Source organism: Shewanella sp. FJAT-52076, from assembly GCF_019457455.1.
In the GTDB taxonomy this organism is placed as follows: Bacteria; Pseudomonadota; Gammaproteobacteria; order Enterobacterales; family Shewanellaceae; genus Shewanella; species Shewanella zhangzhouensis.
Map to the genome: position 1 here is coordinate 4,064,279 of NZ_CP080415.1, position 17,986 is coordinate 4,082,264.

At 56.5% G+C, this 17,986-nt stretch carries 17 protein-coding genes; 8 read left to right on the forward strand and 9 right to left on the reverse strand.

The features are described from left to right. Positions 1-15: 15 nt before the first annotated feature. Both K0H79_RS17990 and K0H79_RS17995 read right to left on the reverse strand, forming a co-directional pair. Positions 16-1,431 (reverse strand): DUF4145 domain-containing protein, encoded by a 1,416-nt coding sequence (locus K0H79_RS17990; protein WP_220076740.1) that lies wholly within the window; start codon positions 1,429-1,431, stop codon positions 16-18. 12 nt (positions 1,432-1,443) lie between these two features. Next, on the reverse strand, positions 1,444-2,145 hold the full coding sequence (locus K0H79_RS17995; RefSeq protein WP_220076741.1) for a hypothetical protein: 702 nt from the start codon (positions 2,143-2,145) through the stop codon (positions 1,444-1,446). 231 nt (positions 2,146-2,376) lie between these two features. On the opposite strand from K0H79_RS17995, the gene K0H79_RS18000 reads away from it, so the two are divergent. Together K0H79_RS18000 and K0H79_RS18005 are read left to right on the forward strand one after the other, a co-directional pair. Next, complete coding sequence (locus K0H79_RS18000; RefSeq protein ID WP_220076742.1) at positions 2,377-2,919, forward strand: DUF2780 domain-containing protein; 543 nt, start codon at positions 2,377-2,379, stop codon at positions 2,917-2,919. Positions 2,920-2,944: 25 nt separating this feature from the next. Then, a complete protein-coding gene (locus K0H79_RS18005; RefSeq protein WP_220076743.1) occupies positions 2,945-3,382 on the forward strand; it encodes a TerB family tellurite resistance protein in 438 nt (145 codons plus the stop codon). Here the strand turns inward: K0H79_RS18005 and K0H79_RS18010 are convergent. Both K0H79_RS18010 and K0H79_RS18015 read right to left on the reverse strand, forming a co-directional pair. Then, positions 3,379-4,203 (reverse strand): HDOD domain-containing protein, encoded by an 825-nt coding sequence (locus tag K0H79_RS18010; RefSeq protein ID WP_220076744.1) that lies wholly within the window; start codon positions 4,201-4,203, stop codon positions 3,379-3,381. The genes K0H79_RS18005 and K0H79_RS18010 overlap by 4 nt on opposite strands. A 62-nt stretch (positions 4,204-4,265) precedes the next feature. Then, positions 4,266-5,021 carry a class I SAM-dependent methyltransferase gene (locus K0H79_RS18015; RefSeq protein WP_220076745.1) on the reverse strand — a complete coding sequence of 252 codons (756 nt, stop codon included), beginning with the start codon at positions 5,019-5,021 and terminating at the stop codon, positions 4,266-4,268. 174 nt (positions 5,022-5,195) lie between these two features. Between K0H79_RS18015 and K0H79_RS18020 the strand changes: the two genes are divergently transcribed. Beyond that, positions 5,196-5,804 carry an energy transducer TonB gene (locus K0H79_RS18020; protein WP_220076746.1) on the forward strand — a complete coding sequence of 203 codons (609 nt, stop codon included), beginning with the start codon at positions 5,196-5,198 and terminating at the stop codon, positions 5,802-5,804. Here the strand turns inward: K0H79_RS18020 and yjeH are convergent. After that, on the reverse strand, positions 5,801-7,057 hold the full coding sequence (gene yjeH / locus K0H79_RS18025) for an L-methionine/branched-chain amino acid transporter (protein WP_220076747.1): 1,257 nt from the start codon (positions 7,055-7,057) through the stop codon (positions 5,801-5,803). The two genes, K0H79_RS18020 and yjeH, sit on opposite strands and share 4 nt — an antisense overlap. A 165-nt stretch (positions 7,058-7,222) precedes the next feature. Between yjeH and K0H79_RS18030 the strand changes: the two genes are divergently transcribed. The 5 genes from K0H79_RS18030 to menE all read left to right on the forward strand — a co-directional run bounded on the left by K0H79_RS18030 (position 7,223) and on the right by menE (position 13,275). After that, a complete protein-coding gene (locus K0H79_RS18030) occupies positions 7,223-7,654 on the forward strand; it encodes an Lrp/AsnC family transcriptional regulator (protein ID WP_203325344.1) in 432 nt (143 codons plus the stop codon). 546 nt (positions 7,655-8,200) lie between these two features. Beyond that, on the forward strand, positions 8,201-9,919 hold the full coding sequence (menD, locus tag K0H79_RS18035) for a 2-succinyl-5-enolpyruvyl-6-hydroxy-3-cyclohexene-1-carboxylic-acid synthase (RefSeq protein WP_220076748.1): 1,719 nt from the start codon (positions 8,201-8,203) through the stop codon (positions 9,917-9,919). After that, the gene (gene menH, locus K0H79_RS18040; protein WP_220076749.1) at positions 9,901-10,737 is read left to right on the forward strand and encodes a 2-succinyl-6-hydroxy-2,4-cyclohexadiene-1-carboxylate synthase; all 837 of its coding nucleotides are present in this window, start codon (positions 9,901-9,903) and stop codon (positions 10,735-10,737) included. Before menD ends, menH begins: the two co-directional genes overlap by 19 nt. Beyond that, positions 10,730-11,815 (forward strand): o-succinylbenzoate synthase, encoded by a 1,086-nt coding sequence (menC, locus tag K0H79_RS18045; RefSeq protein WP_220076750.1) that lies wholly within the window; start codon positions 10,730-10,732, stop codon positions 11,813-11,815. The genes menH and menC overlap by 8 nt, the downstream gene beginning before the upstream one ends. Next, the gene (gene menE / locus K0H79_RS18050; RefSeq protein ID WP_220076751.1) at positions 11,812-13,275 is read left to right on the forward strand and encodes an o-succinylbenzoate--CoA ligase; all 1,464 of its coding nucleotides are present in this window, start codon (positions 11,812-11,814) and stop codon (positions 13,273-13,275) included. The genes menC and menE overlap by 4 nt, the downstream gene beginning before the upstream one ends. Positions 13,276-13,364: 89 nt before the next feature. On the opposite strand, the gene rpoH is transcribed toward menE, so the two are convergent. The 4 genes from rpoH to ftsY form a co-directional block, all read right to left on the reverse strand. Then, positions 13,365-14,222 carry an RNA polymerase sigma factor RpoH gene (gene rpoH / locus K0H79_RS18055; protein WP_011761571.1) on the reverse strand — a complete coding sequence of 286 codons (858 nt, stop codon included), beginning with the start codon at positions 14,220-14,222 and terminating at the stop codon, positions 13,365-13,367. Positions 14,223-14,434: 212 nt separating this feature from the next. Further along, positions 14,435-15,400, reverse strand: coding sequence for a permease-like cell division protein FtsX (gene ftsX, locus K0H79_RS18060; RefSeq protein WP_220066025.1), 966 nt, complete (start codon positions 15,398-15,400; stop codon positions 14,435-14,437). Positions 15,401-15,409: 9 nt separating this feature from the next. Beyond that, positions 15,410-16,099, reverse strand: a complete 690-nt coding sequence (gene ftsE, locus K0H79_RS18065; protein ID WP_203325351.1) for a cell division ATP-binding protein FtsE — start codon at positions 16,097-16,099, stop codon at positions 15,410-15,412. Continuing rightward, positions 16,096-17,838 carry a signal recognition particle-docking protein FtsY gene (gene ftsY / locus K0H79_RS18070; protein ID WP_220076752.1) on the reverse strand — a complete coding sequence of 581 codons (1,743 nt, stop codon included), beginning with the start codon at positions 17,836-17,838 and terminating at the stop codon, positions 16,096-16,098. Before ftsY ends, ftsE begins: the two co-directional genes overlap by 4 nt. Positions 17,839-17,986 lie beyond the last annotated feature (148 nt).

The window sequence follows — 17,986 nt, forward strand, 5'->3', positions numbered from 1 at the left end:
GGTCAGCTACTGATATCACTGCTCCGGGGCGCTCTCACCCTGCCCCGGCATCTCCAAAAGCAGTTCTTTGGCTCTCTCCAGGGCCTTTTTTTCGTCAGCATTCACCGAAAGCTGCAACACATTTTCAATCTGGGTCGCCAGGGACTGCCACAGTGGCGTGATGATGGCGCGCTCTTCGTCATTGGCAAGCCGTGCAGCCTCGCCAAGCAAGGTTGCCGCCTCGACCACATCAATACGCCCCAGAATGCCATCGGCAAGCGCCATCGACAGCTCCAGCATGGCGGGCACATTCTGACTGAATCTGATGACTTTACGCAGGTAATCTTCGGCGAGGGTTAAATCACTGCCGAGGGTGGCCTCATCATGGAGCATATGCCGGGCACGCGCCAACATGGCGTCCAGCTGCCCTTGCTCGGCAGCCTCGGCCAGCCAGCGCTCGGCGCCAAGGGCATCAACCCGGCAGCCCTCACCCCGACTCAGCATCAGGGACACATGATACTGCGCCTGTGGGAAACCGCCCCGCGCCGCCGATTCAATATGCCTGAATGCATCCTCGAGGCGCCCCTGCTGGTACCTGAGCACCCCAAGGTTGGCTTCGGCCTCGGTATGGCCGCCTTGTGTAGCCTCGGTCAGCAGAAATTCGGCCCTGGGCAGATCCACGGCCATGCCCTGTCCGGTCAGCGCAAAGTATCCCAGCAAGGCCTTTGCATCTTCCACGCCTTGCGTGGCGGCCTCGGCAATCAGGGAAATACCTTTGGCCTCATCGACCTGTCCCTGATAAGCATGCAGAAACGCCACCCCCAATTCATAGCGGGCCACCGCAAGGCTGTTTGCTGCCTGGGTAAACCAATATTGCGCCTTCGCCAGCGCCGCTGACGCTGTGGGCTCATCATCCGGCCCTTGCTGCGCATCCCGGGCCAGTAAGCCCTGGGTTTTAAAGGCCATCCCCAGCAGATACTGTGCCTCGGCATCATCCGCCATAACAGCCCTGTAGCAGAGTTCTCTGTTGCTGAGCTCATCGAGGGGTTCAAATTCGAAGTGGGTTGCACCCGACAACTCGGACACCAGCTGGCAAAAATTCAGCAGCGCCTTGTTTGCCAGTGCAAGCAGCGACGCCTCATCGAGATGATATTTTTCCGGATGGGCGCCACGGTTACCGTCGGCCCTGAGCCTGTGCATGGCACGGACCTGACGCACCCCCAGCAAACGCGCCTGTGACAAGGCCTCAATGCGGTTGTAAAGATTGGGGCTCTCGAAGGTCAGGCGGCCTGCGGCCAGGATACCGGTGAGCTTGTAGAGGGCGCTGCGCAGTGTCAGCAGCGCCTGGGCGGGGACATCTTTGGCAAAGCGTCTGGCGCGGCGATATTCCTTGGCAAGGTCGTCATCGAAGGCCGCAATCATTGCGGTATCTGTCAGTCCCTTGCCAGCCATCCGCTTTGCTCCTTAAGCCTGAGTTCTGTTAACCATGTAGAGGCGGAACAGCGCCACGTTAACAAACAGAGCAACAAAGGAAAATCCCGCATCAACAATCAGTTGAAGCGGAAGCCCAACACCGGCCACCAGTTGCGACAGGGTGCCGCCCACCAGAGACAGGGGCACATACAACAGCAGCAGGGCCACGGTTTTGGACACGATGGAAGACGAAAAGCGGAAGCTGGCCTTGATGGCCTCAAGGGGCGTCAGACGTTCCACCACCACCATAAAGTTCACATAGGCCAGGCGAGCAAAAAGGTAGAGGCTGATACCCAAACCAATCAGCCACAGGGGGCCAAAGGCGGCTGCAATAATCACGGGTGCCGCGATCGCCATGCCGGAAAACACTCCCGCCAGCAGCAGCGGTGGGACAAAAGGCAAACTGGCCTTGAGCACAGCGCCAGTGGACAGTTCATGGCCTTCGCTACGCAGCTGCAAGTACAGCGTCAGGGCGGCAATCAAAACAGAGAAAATGATGAGCATCATCATCATGGCGAAAAAGTGTGGTGAGCCAAACTGCGGATTGTTGACATCAACTTTGGCAAATTCACTGCCCAGCCACAGCTGGATACCTGTCTGCGCCAAAAGCAGCGGAATCGTCAGAGCCGCGAGTTGACCCAGGTGATTGCGAAAAAAGTTATAAGCTTCGCTCAATATAACGGACAGTGACATATGTCTTTCCAACCGATTAACGTTAAATTCAATCCAGACGACAGACTCGGCTGCCTGACCGGAAATGGACCCCTTATTTTGTGCGCCTAGAATACCCAAAAACCCCCATGCATGCACAGGCCTTAAGCAGCTATCCACCATGATATGACGCAAATTCCGTGCATTTTTTACCGCGCTTTGTCTAGAATAGCCCCCTGACTTTGAGATGAATCACCTACAGGACGTCACTGAATGAAACGAATCACTGCCCTTTCACTGGTTTTCTCCGCCATGGCACTGTCTTCTTCCGCCAATGCAGTGGATCTGGGCTCACTGGCCTCCGACACCCTGAAGCAAGTGAGTGGCGCTACCGCCCAGCCAGCCACGCAGACCACTCAGGCACAAAGCAGCTACTTGCTGGGAGACCTGATGGCCCTGGGGTTAAATCAAAACCAGGCCGAGGGTGGCATGGGCGCACTGCTTAAAATGGCACAGGGTAGCCTGAGCGGCAGCGAGTTCTCCAGCCTGACTGATGCCATCCCCGGCGCTGATCAGATGCTTTCAGCAGTCCCTGCTCTTAACAGCAACACTGGTATGTCTGGCCTGCTGTCCAAGGCCGGAGGCCTTGGCAGCTCACTGCAAGGCAGTGCTATGGTATACGATGCTTTTGAAAAACTGGGTATTTCCCGTGAGTTGGCGGCTCCCATGGTGGATGTTGCCAAAAACTATCTTCAAAGCACTGCCGGTGATGATACTGTTGGCTTACTGATGAAAGGCTTGGGAAGCCTGCTGTAACTCATAAACGTCACGGGAGGCCATGATGATTAGTGCACTGAAAAAGTTGCTGAACCAGCGTCTGGGTGACACTGGCCCCCGTTTGACGCAGTCAGAAGCGGCGGCAGCACTCTTGATTGAAGTAGTGTTGGCAGACGAAGATCTGTCCGGCAGCGAACAGCGTTTGCTGCCGGAATTCATTGCCAGGCTCACCGGGGTGAGCGTCGATGAAGCCCATGCCCTGATGACAAACGCCATCGACCGCCATCAGCAGGCGATTTCATTGTTTGAATACACAGACCTGATAAACAGGCAGTTTGACTTGGCAGAGAAGCAGGCCCTGATCCTGGCCATGTGGCAACTGGCCTTCTCCGACGGTGAATTATGCCAATACGAAGAGCAGATCATCCGTAAAACGGCCGATCTGCTCTATCTCAAACACAGTGAGCTGATACAGCTGCGTAATCAGGCAAAGGCTGGCTAAGCCAGCTGTTTGCCCATTTCCATGCCCTGGCCATGCATTTTGGCAAGCTTCTCAGCAAGTCCCCCCAAATCCACCTTGATCCCGGCCAGAATATTAATCTGAGCCAGCCAACTGGTGCGCTCGTCATCGGGAATTTTGTCCCAGTCGGCGGCAATTTGCTTCGCCATGGCCAACATACCGGCGAGTTTGGAGTAGGGTTCGGCAGATTTGGGATGATTCTGAAACTGAATGCCCTTCACCAGCGCAGGCGTAAACTTCCAATTCTGGGCCAGCAGAGCCCCAATTTCGGCATTGTCGTAACCCAACATCTCTTTTTCCATCAGATTTCGATCAGCACCTTCGGCAACGGCGGCTGAGATGGTAGCCGCCACAGCCGGATCGCCATTGACTATCAACAACTCTCCGATGGAATGCAAAATACCGCAGGTAAAGGCCTCTTCGGGCAGGGTTCCCAGACGTTTTGCCAGCTCCTGACAGATAATGGCCACTTCAAAGGTATTGCCCCAAAAATCGGCCAGGTCGAAGCCTTCCACCTTGGGAACCGCGCCGACCACAGCCGACGCAATAACCAAGGTCCTCAGGGTCTGCATACCCAGGCGCACGACGGCATCATCAATGGTACCCACCTCCCGTGAACACCCGAAACGGGCAGAGTTGGCAAGCCGGAGCACCCGCGCGCTGAGCACTGGGTCATGGGACAGTTTCTCGGAGACGGCTTTAACGGTGGAATCTTCGTTATTCACTATATCCAAGAGTTCGGCTATGGCTTTGGGAAGCCTTGGTAATTCATCAACTTTTTGAAGCAGTGCGGCTGAATGCATGGGACGTTCTCCTCTGGGTAACAGATAAACTATAGTCCAGAAGCAGCAGCCGCCAGCCGGGTTCAGGGTTTAGTAAACTTAAGTACGAATCGGTCGCTATGACCCCGTATTCTTTTATCAAATACTGAGATATCCAGCGGATCGGCCTTGTTGGCCAATGCATCCAGCTCTCCATCGAACCTGAAACCTGCCTCAGTCATTGTTGCGATTACCAGAGCGGGATCCATACGGTGCAGCTGCTCTGCCACATCGGCTCCACTGCCGGGTTTTGCCCTGTGATCAATAATCGCAACCTGGCCGCCGGACTTAAGCGATTTTTGCATCAGGGCCACCAGCTTATCCAGGTCGATAGCTGGCCAGTCCTTGGTGCTGTAGAGCGCATCATGAAATCCCAGCACGAAAAAAATCCTGTCAAAACTCTGGTCGACAAAGTGCAGGTCGTTGGCTTCCGCCAGCAGGGTTTCCACATTGGGCAGGCGGGCAGCGTAGTCCCTTTGCTTGAGTTCATCTCCGGCGAATGGCAGGTAAGCCTGATTGTTGTGGGCCACCACCCGACCATCTCTTCCAACAGCGCGGGCGAGCAGCTCGGTGTAATATCCACCACCGGAAAAGAGGTCCAGCACCTTTTGTCCGGGTGCCACCTCAAAGTAACTCAGGATAAGATCCGGCTTTCGCTGGATATCCCGTCCCCGGTCGGCTTCAGGCCGGGCTTGATCGGCCATGGCATCGCGAATATGCGGACCGATTTCGCGGGCATCGGCCATGGCGGTGGTGCAAAGGCTCAAGGCCAGTAAACTCCATACAGTGACAGCTTTCATATTTTCCCCCAAAAGTGACTTGCACCACCATTTTGGTAAATAAAAGGTTTTTTATCTGTTTATTATTTGTAAATATTTGCTTTTATTGAGGAAAAGTGTAAGAAAATGTTTTCCGGTTAAATTTCGAACTGCTAGCTATATCAGTGAAAGCCAATACAACACAGGAAGGTGGATATGGGTAAATCGCTGATGCAAAAAGGTACGCTGGGCATGTTGGGCGCCTTGGTCACCCTGGGGCTGTTCGTCTTTATGGCCTATCTGGTAAAACAGCCGCCGGTGGAGTACCAGGAGCCAACGGCAACACCGGAGCTTCAGGTGACTATGCCGGACAGAGAAGAACTCAGGCCAGTTCGGAACACTACGCCTCCACCCAAGCCAGAGCCAATAAAACCGGTGGAAATCGCCACAACCGGGGAAAGCTCAGGAACAGGAGTGCCCATCGACTCCCCCACCATAGAACTGCCACCCGTATCCCAAGGCGGCTCAAACTTCGGCAACTCAGATTATGACGCCGTGCCCGTTGTGCAAATCCAGCCCAACTACCCCATCAGCGCCGCCCAAAACGGCAAAGAAGGCTTTGTGGTAGTGGGTTTTGATATCGCTGCCGATGGCAGCACCACCAATGTGCGTGTGCTGGACGCCAACCCCAAACGCACCTTCGATGCTGCTGCTCGCGATGCGGTGAAGCGTTGGAAGTACAAACCCAAGATGGTCGATGGTAAACCCGTTGGTGTGAGTAACCAGCAAATTCGCCTCGATTTCAGTCTGGATCAGCGGATTTAACAGGCGCCACCCGCTTTACGCTGTAAATGCCCCTTCTGCCACCACAGCAGGGGCAACACCATCATCAGCAAAAGTACCGCATAAGCCATACGCTCACCGAGTGACACCCCAAGCGCCAGGCAAAACCCCAGCCCCAACAGGATCCAGAGCCGCGAAGAAGCACCGAGTAAACGCCAGGCTGCCAACATGGACATGGCATAGATAATTACAAACACCCCGTTACTCCAGGCGATCAGCTGTTCCAGATCCTGCTCAAACACAAACACCAGCGTCAGCACCAACGCCATGGCGCCCAAAATAGCGGTTTGCGCACGCACGGGGACGCCGTGGTCATTCAGGCGTTGGAAGTAACGGGGCATGATGCCCTCGCGGCTGAAGCTCCACAGCAAACGTGCGGCACTGCCGGCATAAACGTTTACTGTGGCAAGGCCCGCTGACACGCCCAGAATGCCGATTACCTGTACACCTCCGCCCCCAAGCAGGGTGTCGAATACCCCCATCATGGCGACGCCCGTGCCGGATGGCACCAGCCACAACAAACTGGTGCAACCCAGATAAATCAGCCCCACCAGCACAGTGCCAAGCATCATTGCGGGGATCATGTCTTTTTCCGGCTCACGAAAATCGTGGGCCAGGTGAGTCATGGCCTCGACCCCCAGAAAGCTCCAGAAGGCGATACCCGCAGCCAGCATCATGGGGCCGGTCTGCCAGGCTGATTCAAAATCCGGCAATTCGACGGTTTGATGCTGTACACCCAGGCCCATAAAGAGCGCGAGCACCACGGCCACTATTCCCAGGGTCAGTGCAAATTGCGCCTTGGCGGACACCTGCAAGCCTTTTAAATTGGCGAACCACAGGAGACCTATGACCAAAAGCTGCGCCAATAGCAACTCAACACCCGCCAATGGCAACAGAGCAGTGACAAACTGAAATGTCATCAAAATGGCGGCGGGAGCGCCCATGGGGATCACCAGCAAAAAGATAAGCCCAATGCTCCGCCCCAGGGTGCGGCCAAAGGCTTTTTCCACAAAGAAGGCCGGGCCGGCGGCATGGGGAAACCGGCTTGCCAAACGGCCAAACACCAAAGTCACCGGGATAATGGCCAGGGTAAGCAATGCCCAGGCCCAGAGCGCGCTGGTACCGGCTTTTGCCAGTGTCATCTGCGGTAAGATAAACACCCCTGTGCCCAATAAAGTGGTGGCCATGAGTCCGGCGCCTTGCCAGCGACCGATCGTTCCTTTGATATGTTCCATCTGTTAGATTATTGCTGTGGAAAGTTAGGCAAAGTATAGCTGTGAGCAGCGCCACATTCTGCCGCCCTTTTCCCGCACAAGGTGAACTTACGCCATCATTTTGGCGGTTATTAAAGACAATTCCGACATTTCGTCGGCAAGCTCAAGTTATCGAGGAGTTCCAGGTTGGACAAGTTTGACCAGGCCATTATTCAGGCATTGCGCCAGGATGCCAGAAGAAGCATTTCAACCATTGCCGACGAAGTGAATCTGTCCCGCAGTGCAGTCTCCGAACGTATTAAAAAACTCGAGCAATCGGGAGTGATCCGCGGCTATCAGGTACTCCTGTCTGAATCGCAAAAAGAAGGCGTGTCGGCCTACTTTGAAATTCAGCATAAGTGCCCCCGCTGCGCCGATGTGGTGCACGTGTTCCATGCCATTCCTGAAGTGCTCACCTGCCATGGGATCTCAGGAGATATGGATCTGCTGGTGTATGTCCATGCCCCTTCCATGCGCCGCCTGCACGAAATCCGCGAATATATCGACACCCACACCGAAATTGTCAAAATCAAAACTCATGTGGTGATGAGTGAGTGGATTAATAATCTCGCGCCCTGAGACCAGGCACAGACCCAACGCATGTGAATGTGGCTATCAGCGAGTTACTGAGTGCTTGGGTTATTAATCCAACGGGACTTCCCGAGCACTCTGGCTAATAGCGCCGATGAAATCGCCCTGTTGTGATGGGCAGGTGTTCAATCCAATCTGGTTGTTAAGCCAAATCGACGGATGTCGGGACAATTAGCGAGACCTCAGGAAGGTGCGAACAAGTCGTCGCACAGCTCTGGCTTTGATAGCAGCGACAGTTCAAGGCATTCAACTGAGGGCATGCCGAGGCCTGCTGAAGTTGAATAACGCCGAAATGGTGTTGCTATCAAAGCCCCGCAGGGCGTGGCTTACAGCGGTATCTGCTGCGTTACAGTTCTTGCGAAGGACTAGGGCCATTCGCAGCAAACTGTGCCTTGCATCTATCCACTTTAAGCTCACGCAGAGCAAGCACGGGACTTATTCGCACCTTCCCTAATCTAAGTCTGACAAAATTAGCCTGTTAACCAGCAAGGTTAGGGGTACACTAAGGTCATTGTTATCCAATCCCTTTTCACCATGGATCACTTGCATTCGAGTACTGCCGAACTCAATTTGTTGTGGGGCTCTTTGATTCTGGAGGAGCTCACCCGCCACGGTGTAATGCACCTGTGTATGGCGCCGGGCTCCCGTTCAACGCCACTGACGCTGGCTGCCGCCGCCCAGGATAAGCTGACCCGGCATCTGCATTTTGATGAACGGGGGCTGGGTTTCCTCGCGCTCGGACTGGCAAAAGCCAGCAAAGCGCCCGTCGCCATCATCACCACCTCGGGCACCGCCGTGGCCAACCTGTATCCGGCCATTGTGGAAGCATCCCTGACCCACGTCCCCCTGATTATTCTCTCCGGCGACAGACCCTGGGAACTGATTGGCTGCGGCGCCAATCAGGCCATTGAACAGCCCGGTATTTTTGGCAGTTATGCCCGCCAGCTCAATCTGCCGACTCCCGACCTGCGAATTGGCCCGGAAGTGCTGCTCAGTGCCCTCGATGAACAATTGGCAAATCTCGACCGGCCGCTGCATATCAATTGCATGTACCCCGAGCCTTTGTATCCCTCAGAACACAGGTTCGAGCAATTCGACAGTTATTTAAGTCGTCTTGGCCAGTGGCAGGATACCCAGGCGCCGTATCTGTCGGTGGCCAATGCCAGCTTCAGCGCCTTCCCCCCCCGGGATGCCATGATGCGCTTTGTCCATGGCAAAGGGGTGATAGTGGCGGGCACGCTGACCGAAGCCGAAGCACCTATTGAACTCATCACACTATCGCAAAAGCTGGGTTGGCCACTGCTGACCGATGCTCAAAGCCAGCTGCGTCAGCATCCGGGCGCCATAGGCCATATCGATCAGCTGCTGCTGAATCCCAAGGCCCGTGCCCTGTTGGAACAGGCCGAACGGGTGCTGGTCTTTGGCGGTAGGCTTCTGTCGAAACGCCTTATCAGTTATCTGGCTGAAAAAGACTGGCACAGTTACTGGCAGGTATTGCCCCATCAGGAAAGGCTCGACCCCAGCCACAGCAACAAGCAACTTTGGCTCGGCCGGGCTGGTGATGCTTGCGCCCTCGAATGGCCGCGCTCGTCGGAGGCCAACTGGGCGGCGCAGCTTATCGCTTTAAATCAGTCGGTTGAGCAGGATTTTATCCACCATATCGATGGTGGCGAATTCGGTGAGGCGCAGGTTATTCGCGCTATCGCCGCCAGCCATACCGCCGAGCAGCAACTCTTTATCGGTAACAGCCTACCGGTGCGCCTCTATGACATGTTTGCGCCCATTGGCTGCTGCGCCGCATCTACCTATACCAACAGGGGCGCTTCCGGCATCGATGGTCTTATCGCCACCGCCTGCGGTGTAGCCCGTCATAGAGGACGACCCACCACCCTGATTCTCGGGGATTTATCGGCGCTGCACGATTTGAACTCTCTGGCGCTCGCCCGGGATTGCCAATCGCCGCTGGTAATAGTTGTACTCAATAACGATGGCGGCAATATCTTCAACTTGCTGCCAGTCCCCACAGAAGAGCTGCGCAGCGATTTCTATCGCCTCAGCCATGGGCTGGAGTTTGGCTACGGCGCCGCCATGTTTGGCCTGCCCTACGACCGGGCCGAAGATATGGAGGCCTTTATCGATGCCTATCAGGCGGCCCTGGAACATCCGGGCGCCTCTGTGATTGAAGTGACTGTGGCTCAGGACCAGGCCAGTAATCAGATAAGGAGAATGGCAGAGTGGATACGCAGCCGCTGAAGCCCTGCCTGCTGTTATTACATGGTTTTTTAGGCAGCGGCAGCGATTGGGACACATTGGCTTCCGAACTTGAGCCCCATTTTCGGCTGCTGACACCCGACTTACCCGGGCACGGCTCAGCCCCGTTTGAGGTGCAGTTCGGCGATAAGGCCGAACATCAGCTTGATGGCAACGGCAGCAGCCCGTTTGACAAGGTCTGCCTCGGCCTGCTCCACTGGCTTGCCAAGCAGAACGTAACTGAGTTTCACCTGCTCGGTTATTCCCTCGGTGGCCGCCTGGCGCTGCATATGGCACGTCTGGCCCCAAAAAGTCTGCTGAGCCTTAACCTTGAGTCCTGTCATCCGGGCCTTGAGAGCAACATCGCCAGGGCCGAGCGGCTTGCCGCCGATAGCCTATGGGCCAAACGACTGGCCACTGAACCCCTGCCCGATTTTCTCGATGCCTGGTATCGTCAGGGCGTATTTGCCCATCTCGATGACACCGCCCGCCATGCTCTGGTGGCAAAGCGCTGTGCCCAGCATCAAGACAAACACCGCCAGGCCCTGTTGCAGATGTATCTGGCCACCTCACTGGCAAATCAACAGGACCTCAGAGCGGTGCCAGCCAACTTGCCCTGCCCGGTGAATCTGTATGTGGGCGAGCAAGACCAGAAATTTACCGCCCTCGCCAACCAGTGGCAGCAGCAACAAGCGGATATTCGATTGTTTACAATTGAAGGCGCCGGTCACAATTGCCATGCCGAGCAGCCCGGCCGCTTTGCACACTGCCTGCTTCAGGGCATATTCCATCACTCCAGCGCGGGTCAATCGCATGTCTGAACCTTCTTTTGCCCTTTATCCCTATCGCATCGCCCTCAGTCGCCCGCTGCCCGTGGGTAAGCAGCGCATCATGCATCGCGCGGGTTTGGTGTTAGAGGCACGCATCGGCGAGCGGCGAGTGTTCGCCGAGATTGCGCCCTTAAGCGGCCCGGATATGGATGGCGCCCCCATCATTGGTTTCAGCGCCGAGTCCATTGACGACTGCATTAATACGTTAAAAAGCGGCTTGGCTGGCATAACATCATCAGACGAAGCTGATTGGGTGGCCGAGCTTGAAGCCATGGCCGAGTCGGTTTCTGAAGCATCGGTAGCCTGGGGGCTTGGTATACTCGCTGCCCAACTCAACGAACAACTTAGCGAGCCGTTGTCCGATGACATAGCCCACCCAATGCCCGGCATTCCGCTCATTTACCTTGCCCAGGACGAGCCGCTGGAGGCCGTTCGAAAACGCGTCAAAGCGCTGCCGGCACATACCCGATTCGTGAAGGTGAAGGTGGGCCAAACCTCCATGGAGACCGAGCTTAAACTCATCCATTCGATTCTTGCAGAGCGACCACAGCTGAAGCTGCGTCTCGACGCCAATCAGGGCTTTGAACTGGACGATGCCATTGATTTTTGTGCATGTCTGCCCGGGGCAGCAATCGACTATATCGAAGAGCCCTGTCGCAATCCGGCTGACAATCCCGCACTCTTTCGGGCCGTTGGCATCGGCTATGCCCTGGATGAGTCTCTTGCCCTGTCAGACTTTCACTTCCCAGAAGATCCCCAGTCACAGGGACTCAGAACATTGGTGTTAAAGCCCATGCTGCTCGGCTCGCCCGCCCGGGTACAGGCGTTGATTGACGAAGCCCATTCGCGGGGCATTCGCTGCGTTATCAGCTCGGCACTGGAGTCATCTCTGGGCATAGCCGCGCTGGCGGCCTTTGCCAAACAGGTCACCCCGGACGAAGCGCCAGGGCTCGACACCTTGTTTCCCTTTGAAGCCGACTGCATCGTCTCACACGGGCAAAAACGTTGCCTCACGCCAGAAGCCCCAGGCCCTGTGCTTGGCTGTGAACTCGGAGCCTCGCTGCTATGAGCCCTCAGCGTTCAATCAGCCCGCAGCGTTCAGTCAACCCTCAACTGTCCATCTCGCCCCTGCAGCAAGCAGCGGCCACCTGGCCCGACGCCCCTGCACTGATAACGCCGGAATACACCTTGTCTTTCGAGGTGCTGGCCAGGCGGGTGCGTGAGGTTGCCAGACAGCTTAGGGCGCAAGATATAACGCGTCTCGGGGTGGTTGGGCCCAACAGTGTCGAGCAGATAATCCTCTACTGGGCCTGCGCCGAAGCGGGCGCACTTTTTTGCCCCCTGTCATGGCGCTTCCCAGAATCTCAGCTTGAAGGCCTGATACGTCGTTTTGCCCTTGATGCCCTGCACGCCCCGGCGCTTGAAAGCCTTTGCCCGGCATTGCCCCGTATCCACCTTGAGGACACGACCAGCGGGATGGCCGCAAGCACCGAGGCACCTCTTGTCGCCGCAACCCTAGATTTGTCGCAGCCGGTTAATCTGGTGCTGAGTTCAGGCTCCACGGGCGAGCCCAAGGCGGCGGTGCATGCTCTGGCCAATCACATTGCCAGCGCCGAGGGGGCACGAGGCCTTATTCCGCTGTCGCCGGGTGATCGCTGGCTGCTGTCACTGCCGCTGTTTCATATCGGTGGTATTGCCATTCTCAATCGCTGCGCCCTCGCGGGTGCTGCGGTAGTGTTGCCACAGCAGCAAGCATCGACAATACAACTGTCAGTGGCCCAGGCCATGTCAGCACTGTTACCCACCCATGTCTCTTTGGTGGCGGCGCAGCTCACTGCCCTGCTTGAGGACTCGCCAGATTCACTTAAGTCGGTCAAGGCGTTGCTGCTGGGGGGCGGCGCCATCGGTGGCGCTTTGCTTTCACGACTGGAGGCGCTGGGGATCTGTGCCTTTACCAGTTACGGCATGACAGAAATGAGCTCACAAATCACCACAGGCCCGGCCAATAGCCAGGGCGCAAGCGGTACCCTGTTGCCGGGACGGGAGCTCAGAATCCATCAGGGGGAAATTCAGGTGCGGGGCGAGACTCTGTTCCTGGGATATCTTGAGGATAATGGTCTCAGGTTACCGCTCACCGATAAGGGCTGGTTTGCCACCCGAGATTGCGGCCATCTGGACGAAGCCGGCAGGCTTTTTGTGTCGGGACGACTCGATAACATGTTTATCTGTGGCGGCGAAAACCTGCACCCGGAAGAAATTGAAGCGGCGCTGTGCCAGCATCCACAGGTGCTGGAGGCCATCGTTTATCCCAAAGCCGATAACACTTTTGGCCTGCTACCCCATGCGCTGCTGCGCTGCCGGAATGCCATGCCGACCCAAGCGGAATTGGATGACTTTCTTGCAAGCCGTATCGCCCGCTTTAAACGGCCTCGCAGTTATCAAGCCTGGCCCGAGATGACAACCAGTGGCCTGAAAACCAACCGCAAGTCGGTGGTGGCCGCAGTGCTGTGCGCCAGTGAACCACAGTGAGGCTCAGGGCACCAAAATCAGTGGATGCCTGACGGATCACCAAAAACAAAAAACCGGCCATTGGGCCGGTTTTCGTTTTGGGAAGCTTATCAGGCTTCCATGCGCGCCTTGAGCTTGTTCATGGCATTCTTTTCAAGCTGACGGATACGCTCGGCAGACACCTGATACTGCTCGGCCAGCTCCTGAAGGGTGACCTTATCGTCATCCAACCAGCGGGCACGCAGAATGTGCTGGCTGCGCTCATCGAGGGTCTTGATGGCGGCAATCAAACGATTCTGGGCATTGGATTCCCAGTTGTCGTTTTCAATGTTGGCGGCCAAGTCGGAAGAGTGGTCTTCCAGATAATGCACCGGGGCAAAGCCTTCATCGTCGTCGTGATCGTTCACCAAATCGAAGGCTTGATCCTGAGCCGCCATACGCGACTCCATCTCGGTCACATCGTCTTTGGACACACCCAGGTTTTCTGCCACCATGGCCACTTCGTCGTCCGAGAACCAGCCCAGACGCTGTTTGGCTTTACGCAGATTAAAGAACAGCTTGCGCTGTGCCTTGGTGGTGGCCACTTTAACAATGCGCCAGTTTTTCAGCACATATTCGTGAATTTCTGCCTTGATCCAGTGCACGGCAAAAGACACCAAACGCACACCCACATCGGGGTCAAAACGTTTAACGGCCTTCATCAGACCTATGTTGCCTTCCTGGATCAGGTCTGCCTGTGGCAGGCCATAGCCTGAGTAGCTCTTGGCCACATGAACCACAAAGCGCAGGTGGGACATAATCAGCTGCTTTGCTGCCTGCAGGTCACCGGTTTCCTGCAAACGCTTGGCGAGCTGATACTCCTGCTCTGCCTCCAGCATGGGCATGCTGTTGACCGAGTGAATATAAGCTTCAAGACTACTGGCTCCCTGGGGGACCATCAGCGCCATTGATTGCGTTTGTCCAGTCATTGGTACTCCTGATTACTTCTCACATTTGCCCGTAGCTGACGCCGGATGGCGGCCAAACCGGGCTGATGAACTATCGGCCATCTGACATGTCATGTCAAGCAAGCATCCGGCATACCGGGTTCGCGTGCTGGGCACAGGTCGCTATTTTGGCTCTGCAGGTTGGACATCACAAGTGAACATTCGTTCATTTATCAGCCACTGCACCCGCTGACTCAGGATGGTTCAATTGCCCTAAGATGCTGACGCACTGATAAATATGAGCCAAGCCAGCCGAGGAATGAGGCCAAAAAGACCAGCTGTACCAATTCGGTGAAGCTTAAGGAAGCCATTTCGATATCGCTGCCGTAGAGCCCAAGCAACTCGGCAATGGCACCATCGAGATACCACACCAGCAGATTGATGATGATCCAGGCCAGCATGCCGCCAATCACCCCATACCAGATGCCGGTGTACAAAAATGGCCGTTGAATAAAAGCCTCTGTGGCCCCGACCAGCTTCATCACCTCGATTTCGTTGCGCCGGTTCATAATCGCCAGCCGAATGGTGTTGCCTATGATGAGCACCACAGCCACAACCAGGAGCGCGGCGATGGCAAGCACAGTGCGCTCAAGCAAGCGCACCACGGCCTGCAGCCGTTCCAGCCATTCGATGTCGAGGCGGCCAAAGCTGACGCCCTGCTCGCGCTCAAGCTTGGTCAACAGCTCACGGGCGCCTATGGGGCTGGAGTATTTCTCGGTGGGTAGCACAGTCACCACGGCGGGCAGTGGATTGGACTCGAGATACGACAGAGCCTCGCCAAAGCCGGAGAGACGCTGAAACTCCGCCAGGGCTTGGTCACGATTGATGTAGTGCACCTCGGCAACTTCCGGGTACACCTTGATACGGGAGATAAGACTCTGAATCGCCTGCTCGTTCTTGCCTTCTTCAATAAACAGCGAGATTTCGGCGGCGTTGTTCCAGGATTGGGTAATGGTATCGGCGTTTTTTACCAGCACCTGCAGCGCGGCAGGCAGACTCAGGCTCACCCCCAGCACCGCCATGGTCATCAGCGACGATACCGGATTACGCCACAGCTCACCGATACTGGCCATGCCCTGCTGAATGTGACGGATGAAAAACATCACGATTTGCCCACTGATGGGCAGCTTGCTGCGGGTCAGTTCGCCATGTTCGCGCATCTTGGCTCCTTATACACCCGGACGCAGAGGCTCGCCGATTTCGCGCGCCCCCAACATACGGCCCTGACGCAGGGTCAGGGTGCGGTATTTCATCCGGGCTATCAGCCCCAGATCGTGGGTGGCAATCAGCACGCTGGTGCCGGCATCGTTGAAGGTTTCGAATAATCGCAAGATGTCCATGGACAGCTTGGGATCCAGGTTGCCGGTGGGCTCGTCGGCCAGCAGCAGGGCCGGCTTGTTAACTATGGCGCGGGCGATGCCGACCCGCTGCTGTTCACCGCCGGAGAGCATGATGGGGTTATGGCGCTCTTTGCCATACAGGCCCACCATATCCAGCGCAGCGGCGACCCGTTTTTTGATTTCACCGTGGCTGAAGCCTTCTATCACCAGTGGCAGCGCCACATTGTCGAATACGCTTCTGTCCATCAACAGATGGTGATTCTGGAAAATCATGCCTATTTCACGGCGCAGGTAAGGTACATGACGGCGGCTGATATCGGCGATATCGTGGCCGTTGATAAACACCTTACCGGCACTGGCACGTTCGATAACCGTAATGAGTTTGAGCAGGGTGCTCTTTCCCGCCCCCGAATGGCCGGTGAGAAACGCCATCTCGCCACGGCGCAGATGGAAATTCACATCGGATAGGGCCTTCTGACCACCGGGGTAGACCTTGCTGACCTGCTCAAATCGAATCATGGGTTATCCGTTTTCTCCTGACTGAACAGGGCATCGATAAAGTCGCGGGCGTTAAATACCCGCAGATCGTCAATCTGTTCGCCAACACCTATGTAACGGATAGGAATACCAAATTTATCGGCAATGGCAAAGATAACTCCGCCCTTGGCAGTACCATCGAGCTTGGTAATGGAGATACCCGTTACACCCACGGCTTCCTGGAACAGCTTGGCCTGGCTGATGGCATTCTGGCCCGTGCTGGCATCCAGGGTCAGCATGACTTCGTGAGGTGCGCTCTCGTCGAGCTTCTTCATTACCCGCACGACTTTTTTCAGCTCTTCCATCAGATGGTTTTTGTTCTGCAGACGACCGGCGGTGTCGCAAATCAGCACGTCCACACCCTTGGCCTTGGCCGATTGCAGCGCATCAAACAGCACAGAGGCACTGTCGGCACCGGTATGCTGCGCCACCACGGGGATATTGTTGCGCTGGCCCCACACCTGAAGCTGCTCAACGGCGGCGGCGCGGAAGGTATCGCCGGCGGCCAGCATTACGCTCTTGCCCTGGCTCTGGTACTGCTTGGCAAGCTTGCCGATGGTGGTGGTTTTACCCACACCATTTACACCCACCATCAGGATCACATAGGGGCCCTGTGCATTTTCCGGCACCAGAGGCACGCTGACCGGCTCCAGGGTGCGCTGCATTTCTTCACGCAGCAGTTCGTACAGAGCCTCGGCGTCTTTCAGCTGTCTGCGGCTGGCATGCTCGGTCAGGCTCTTGATAAGCCTTGAGGTGGTTTCTACACCCACGTCGGCAATCAGCAGCTGCTCTTCCAGCTCTTCAAACAGCTCATCATCAATTTTCTTACCGCGGAACAGGCCGATAAAGCCACTGCCTATGTTCTCGCTGGTGCGCATCAGGCCACGCTTCAGACGGGCGAAGAAGCCCTCCTTCACCGGCTTGGCCTGAGGCTCTGGCTGAACTTCTTCTGCCTGCTCAGTTTGAACCGCTGTAGCTTCGGCAGCGGCCTGCTCGGCAGCAATGCGTTCTTGCTCGGCTTGTTCGGCGGCGATGCGCTCGGCTTCCAGCTGCTCGGCTGCAACACGGGCCACTTCCTGACGTTCTGCTTCCAGGCGGGCAGTCTCGGTTGCGGCCTGCTCAGCGGCAATGCGTTCCTGCTCGGCTTGTTCGGCGGCGATGCGCTCCTGCTCGGCTTGTTCGGCGGCAATGCGCTCGGCTTCCAGCTGCTCGGCTGCAAGACGGGCCACTTCCTGGCGTTCTGCTTCCAAGCGGGCAGCTTCGGCTGCGGCCTGCTCGGCAGCAATGCGCTCCTGCTCGGCTTGTTCGGCGGCAATGCGCTCGGCTTCCAGCTGCTCAGCGGCAACACGGGCCACTTCCTGACGTTCTGCTTCCAGGCGGGCAGCCTCGGCTGCGGCCTGCTCGGCAGCAATGCGTTCCTGCTCAGCTTGTTCGGCGGCGAGGCGCTCGGCTTCCAGCTGCTCGGCTGCAAGACGGGCCACTTCCTGACGTTCTGCTTCCAGGCGGGCAGCTTCGGCTACGGCCTGCTCGGCAGCAATGCGTTCCTGCTCGACTTGTTCGGCGGCATTACGCTCGGCTTCTAAACGCTCAGCCTCAGCCTGTTCGGCCCCGGCGCTTGCTGCCTGATCCTGTTCGACGATCGCGTGTTCTGCTTCGGCCTGTTTTGCGGCCGCATCATCCTTGTCCCGGCGGAACCAGGAGAAAAAACCTTTCTTTGACATCTTTGGTACCGGTCTGTGTTGGCACTGGGCCGTTTTCGAAGCCAAGGCTTCATCGGTAATTCCGTGCCGCCTGGGAAGGTATCCCTGAGGATACGCTTTACGTTAAAATGACGACCTTTTACGGGGTGGCCTAGTCTACCACTTTCTT

Excerpts from the sequence above, each read along its gene's own strand:
- menE (WP_220076751.1), top strand. The coding sequence starts at position 11,812 with ATGAGCCCTCAGCGTTCAATCAGCCCGCAGCGTTCAGTCAACCCTCAA.
- ftsE (WP_203325351.1), bottom strand. The coding sequence starts at position 16,099 with ATGATTCGATTTGAGCAGGTCAGCAAGGTCTACCCCGGTGGTCAGAAG.
- K0H79_RS18005 (WP_220076743.1), top strand. The coding sequence starts at position 2,945 with ATGATTAGTGCACTGAAAAAGTTGCTGAACCAGCGTCTGGGTGACACT.
- rpoH (WP_011761571.1), bottom strand. The coding sequence starts at position 14,222 with ATGACTGGACAAACGCAATCAATGGCGCTGATGGTCCCCCAGGGAGCC.
- K0H79_RS18015 (WP_220076745.1), bottom strand. The coding sequence starts at position 5,021 with ATGAAAGCTGTCACTGTATGGAGTTTACTGGCCTTGAGCCTTTGCACC.
- menC (WP_220076750.1), top strand. The coding sequence starts at position 10,730 with ATGTCTGAACCTTCTTTTGCCCTTTATCCCTATCGCATCGCCCTCAGT.
- ftsX (WP_220066025.1), bottom strand. The coding sequence starts at position 15,400 with ATGCGCGAACATGGCGAACTGACCCGCAGCAAGCTGCCCATCAGTGGG.
- K0H79_RS18010 (WP_220076744.1), bottom strand. The coding sequence starts at position 4,203 with ATGCATTCAGCCGCACTGCTTCAAAAAGTTGATGAATTACCAAGGCTT.
- yjeH (WP_220076747.1), bottom strand. The coding sequence starts at position 7,057 with ATGGAACATATCAAAGGAACGATCGGTCGCTGGCAAGGCGCCGGACTC.
- K0H79_RS18000 (WP_220076742.1), top strand. The coding sequence starts at position 2,377 with ATGAAACGAATCACTGCCCTTTCACTGGTTTTCTCCGCCATGGCACTG.
- K0H79_RS18020 (WP_220076746.1), top strand. The coding sequence starts at position 5,196 with ATGGGTAAATCGCTGATGCAAAAAGGTACGCTGGGCATGTTGGGCGCC.
- K0H79_RS17995 (WP_220076741.1), bottom strand. The coding sequence starts at position 2,145 with ATGTCACTGTCCGTTATATTGAGCGAAGCTTATAACTTTTTTCGCAAT.
- ftsY (WP_220076752.1), bottom strand. The coding sequence starts at position 17,838 with ATGTCAAAGAAAGGTTTTTTCTCCTGGTTCCGCCGGGACAAGGATGAT.
- menD (WP_220076748.1), top strand. The coding sequence starts at position 8,201 with ATGGATCACTTGCATTCGAGTACTGCCGAACTCAATTTGTTGTGGGGC.
- K0H79_RS17990 (WP_220076740.1), bottom strand. The coding sequence starts at position 1,431 with ATGGCTGGCAAGGGACTGACAGATACCGCAATGATTGCGGCCTTCGAT.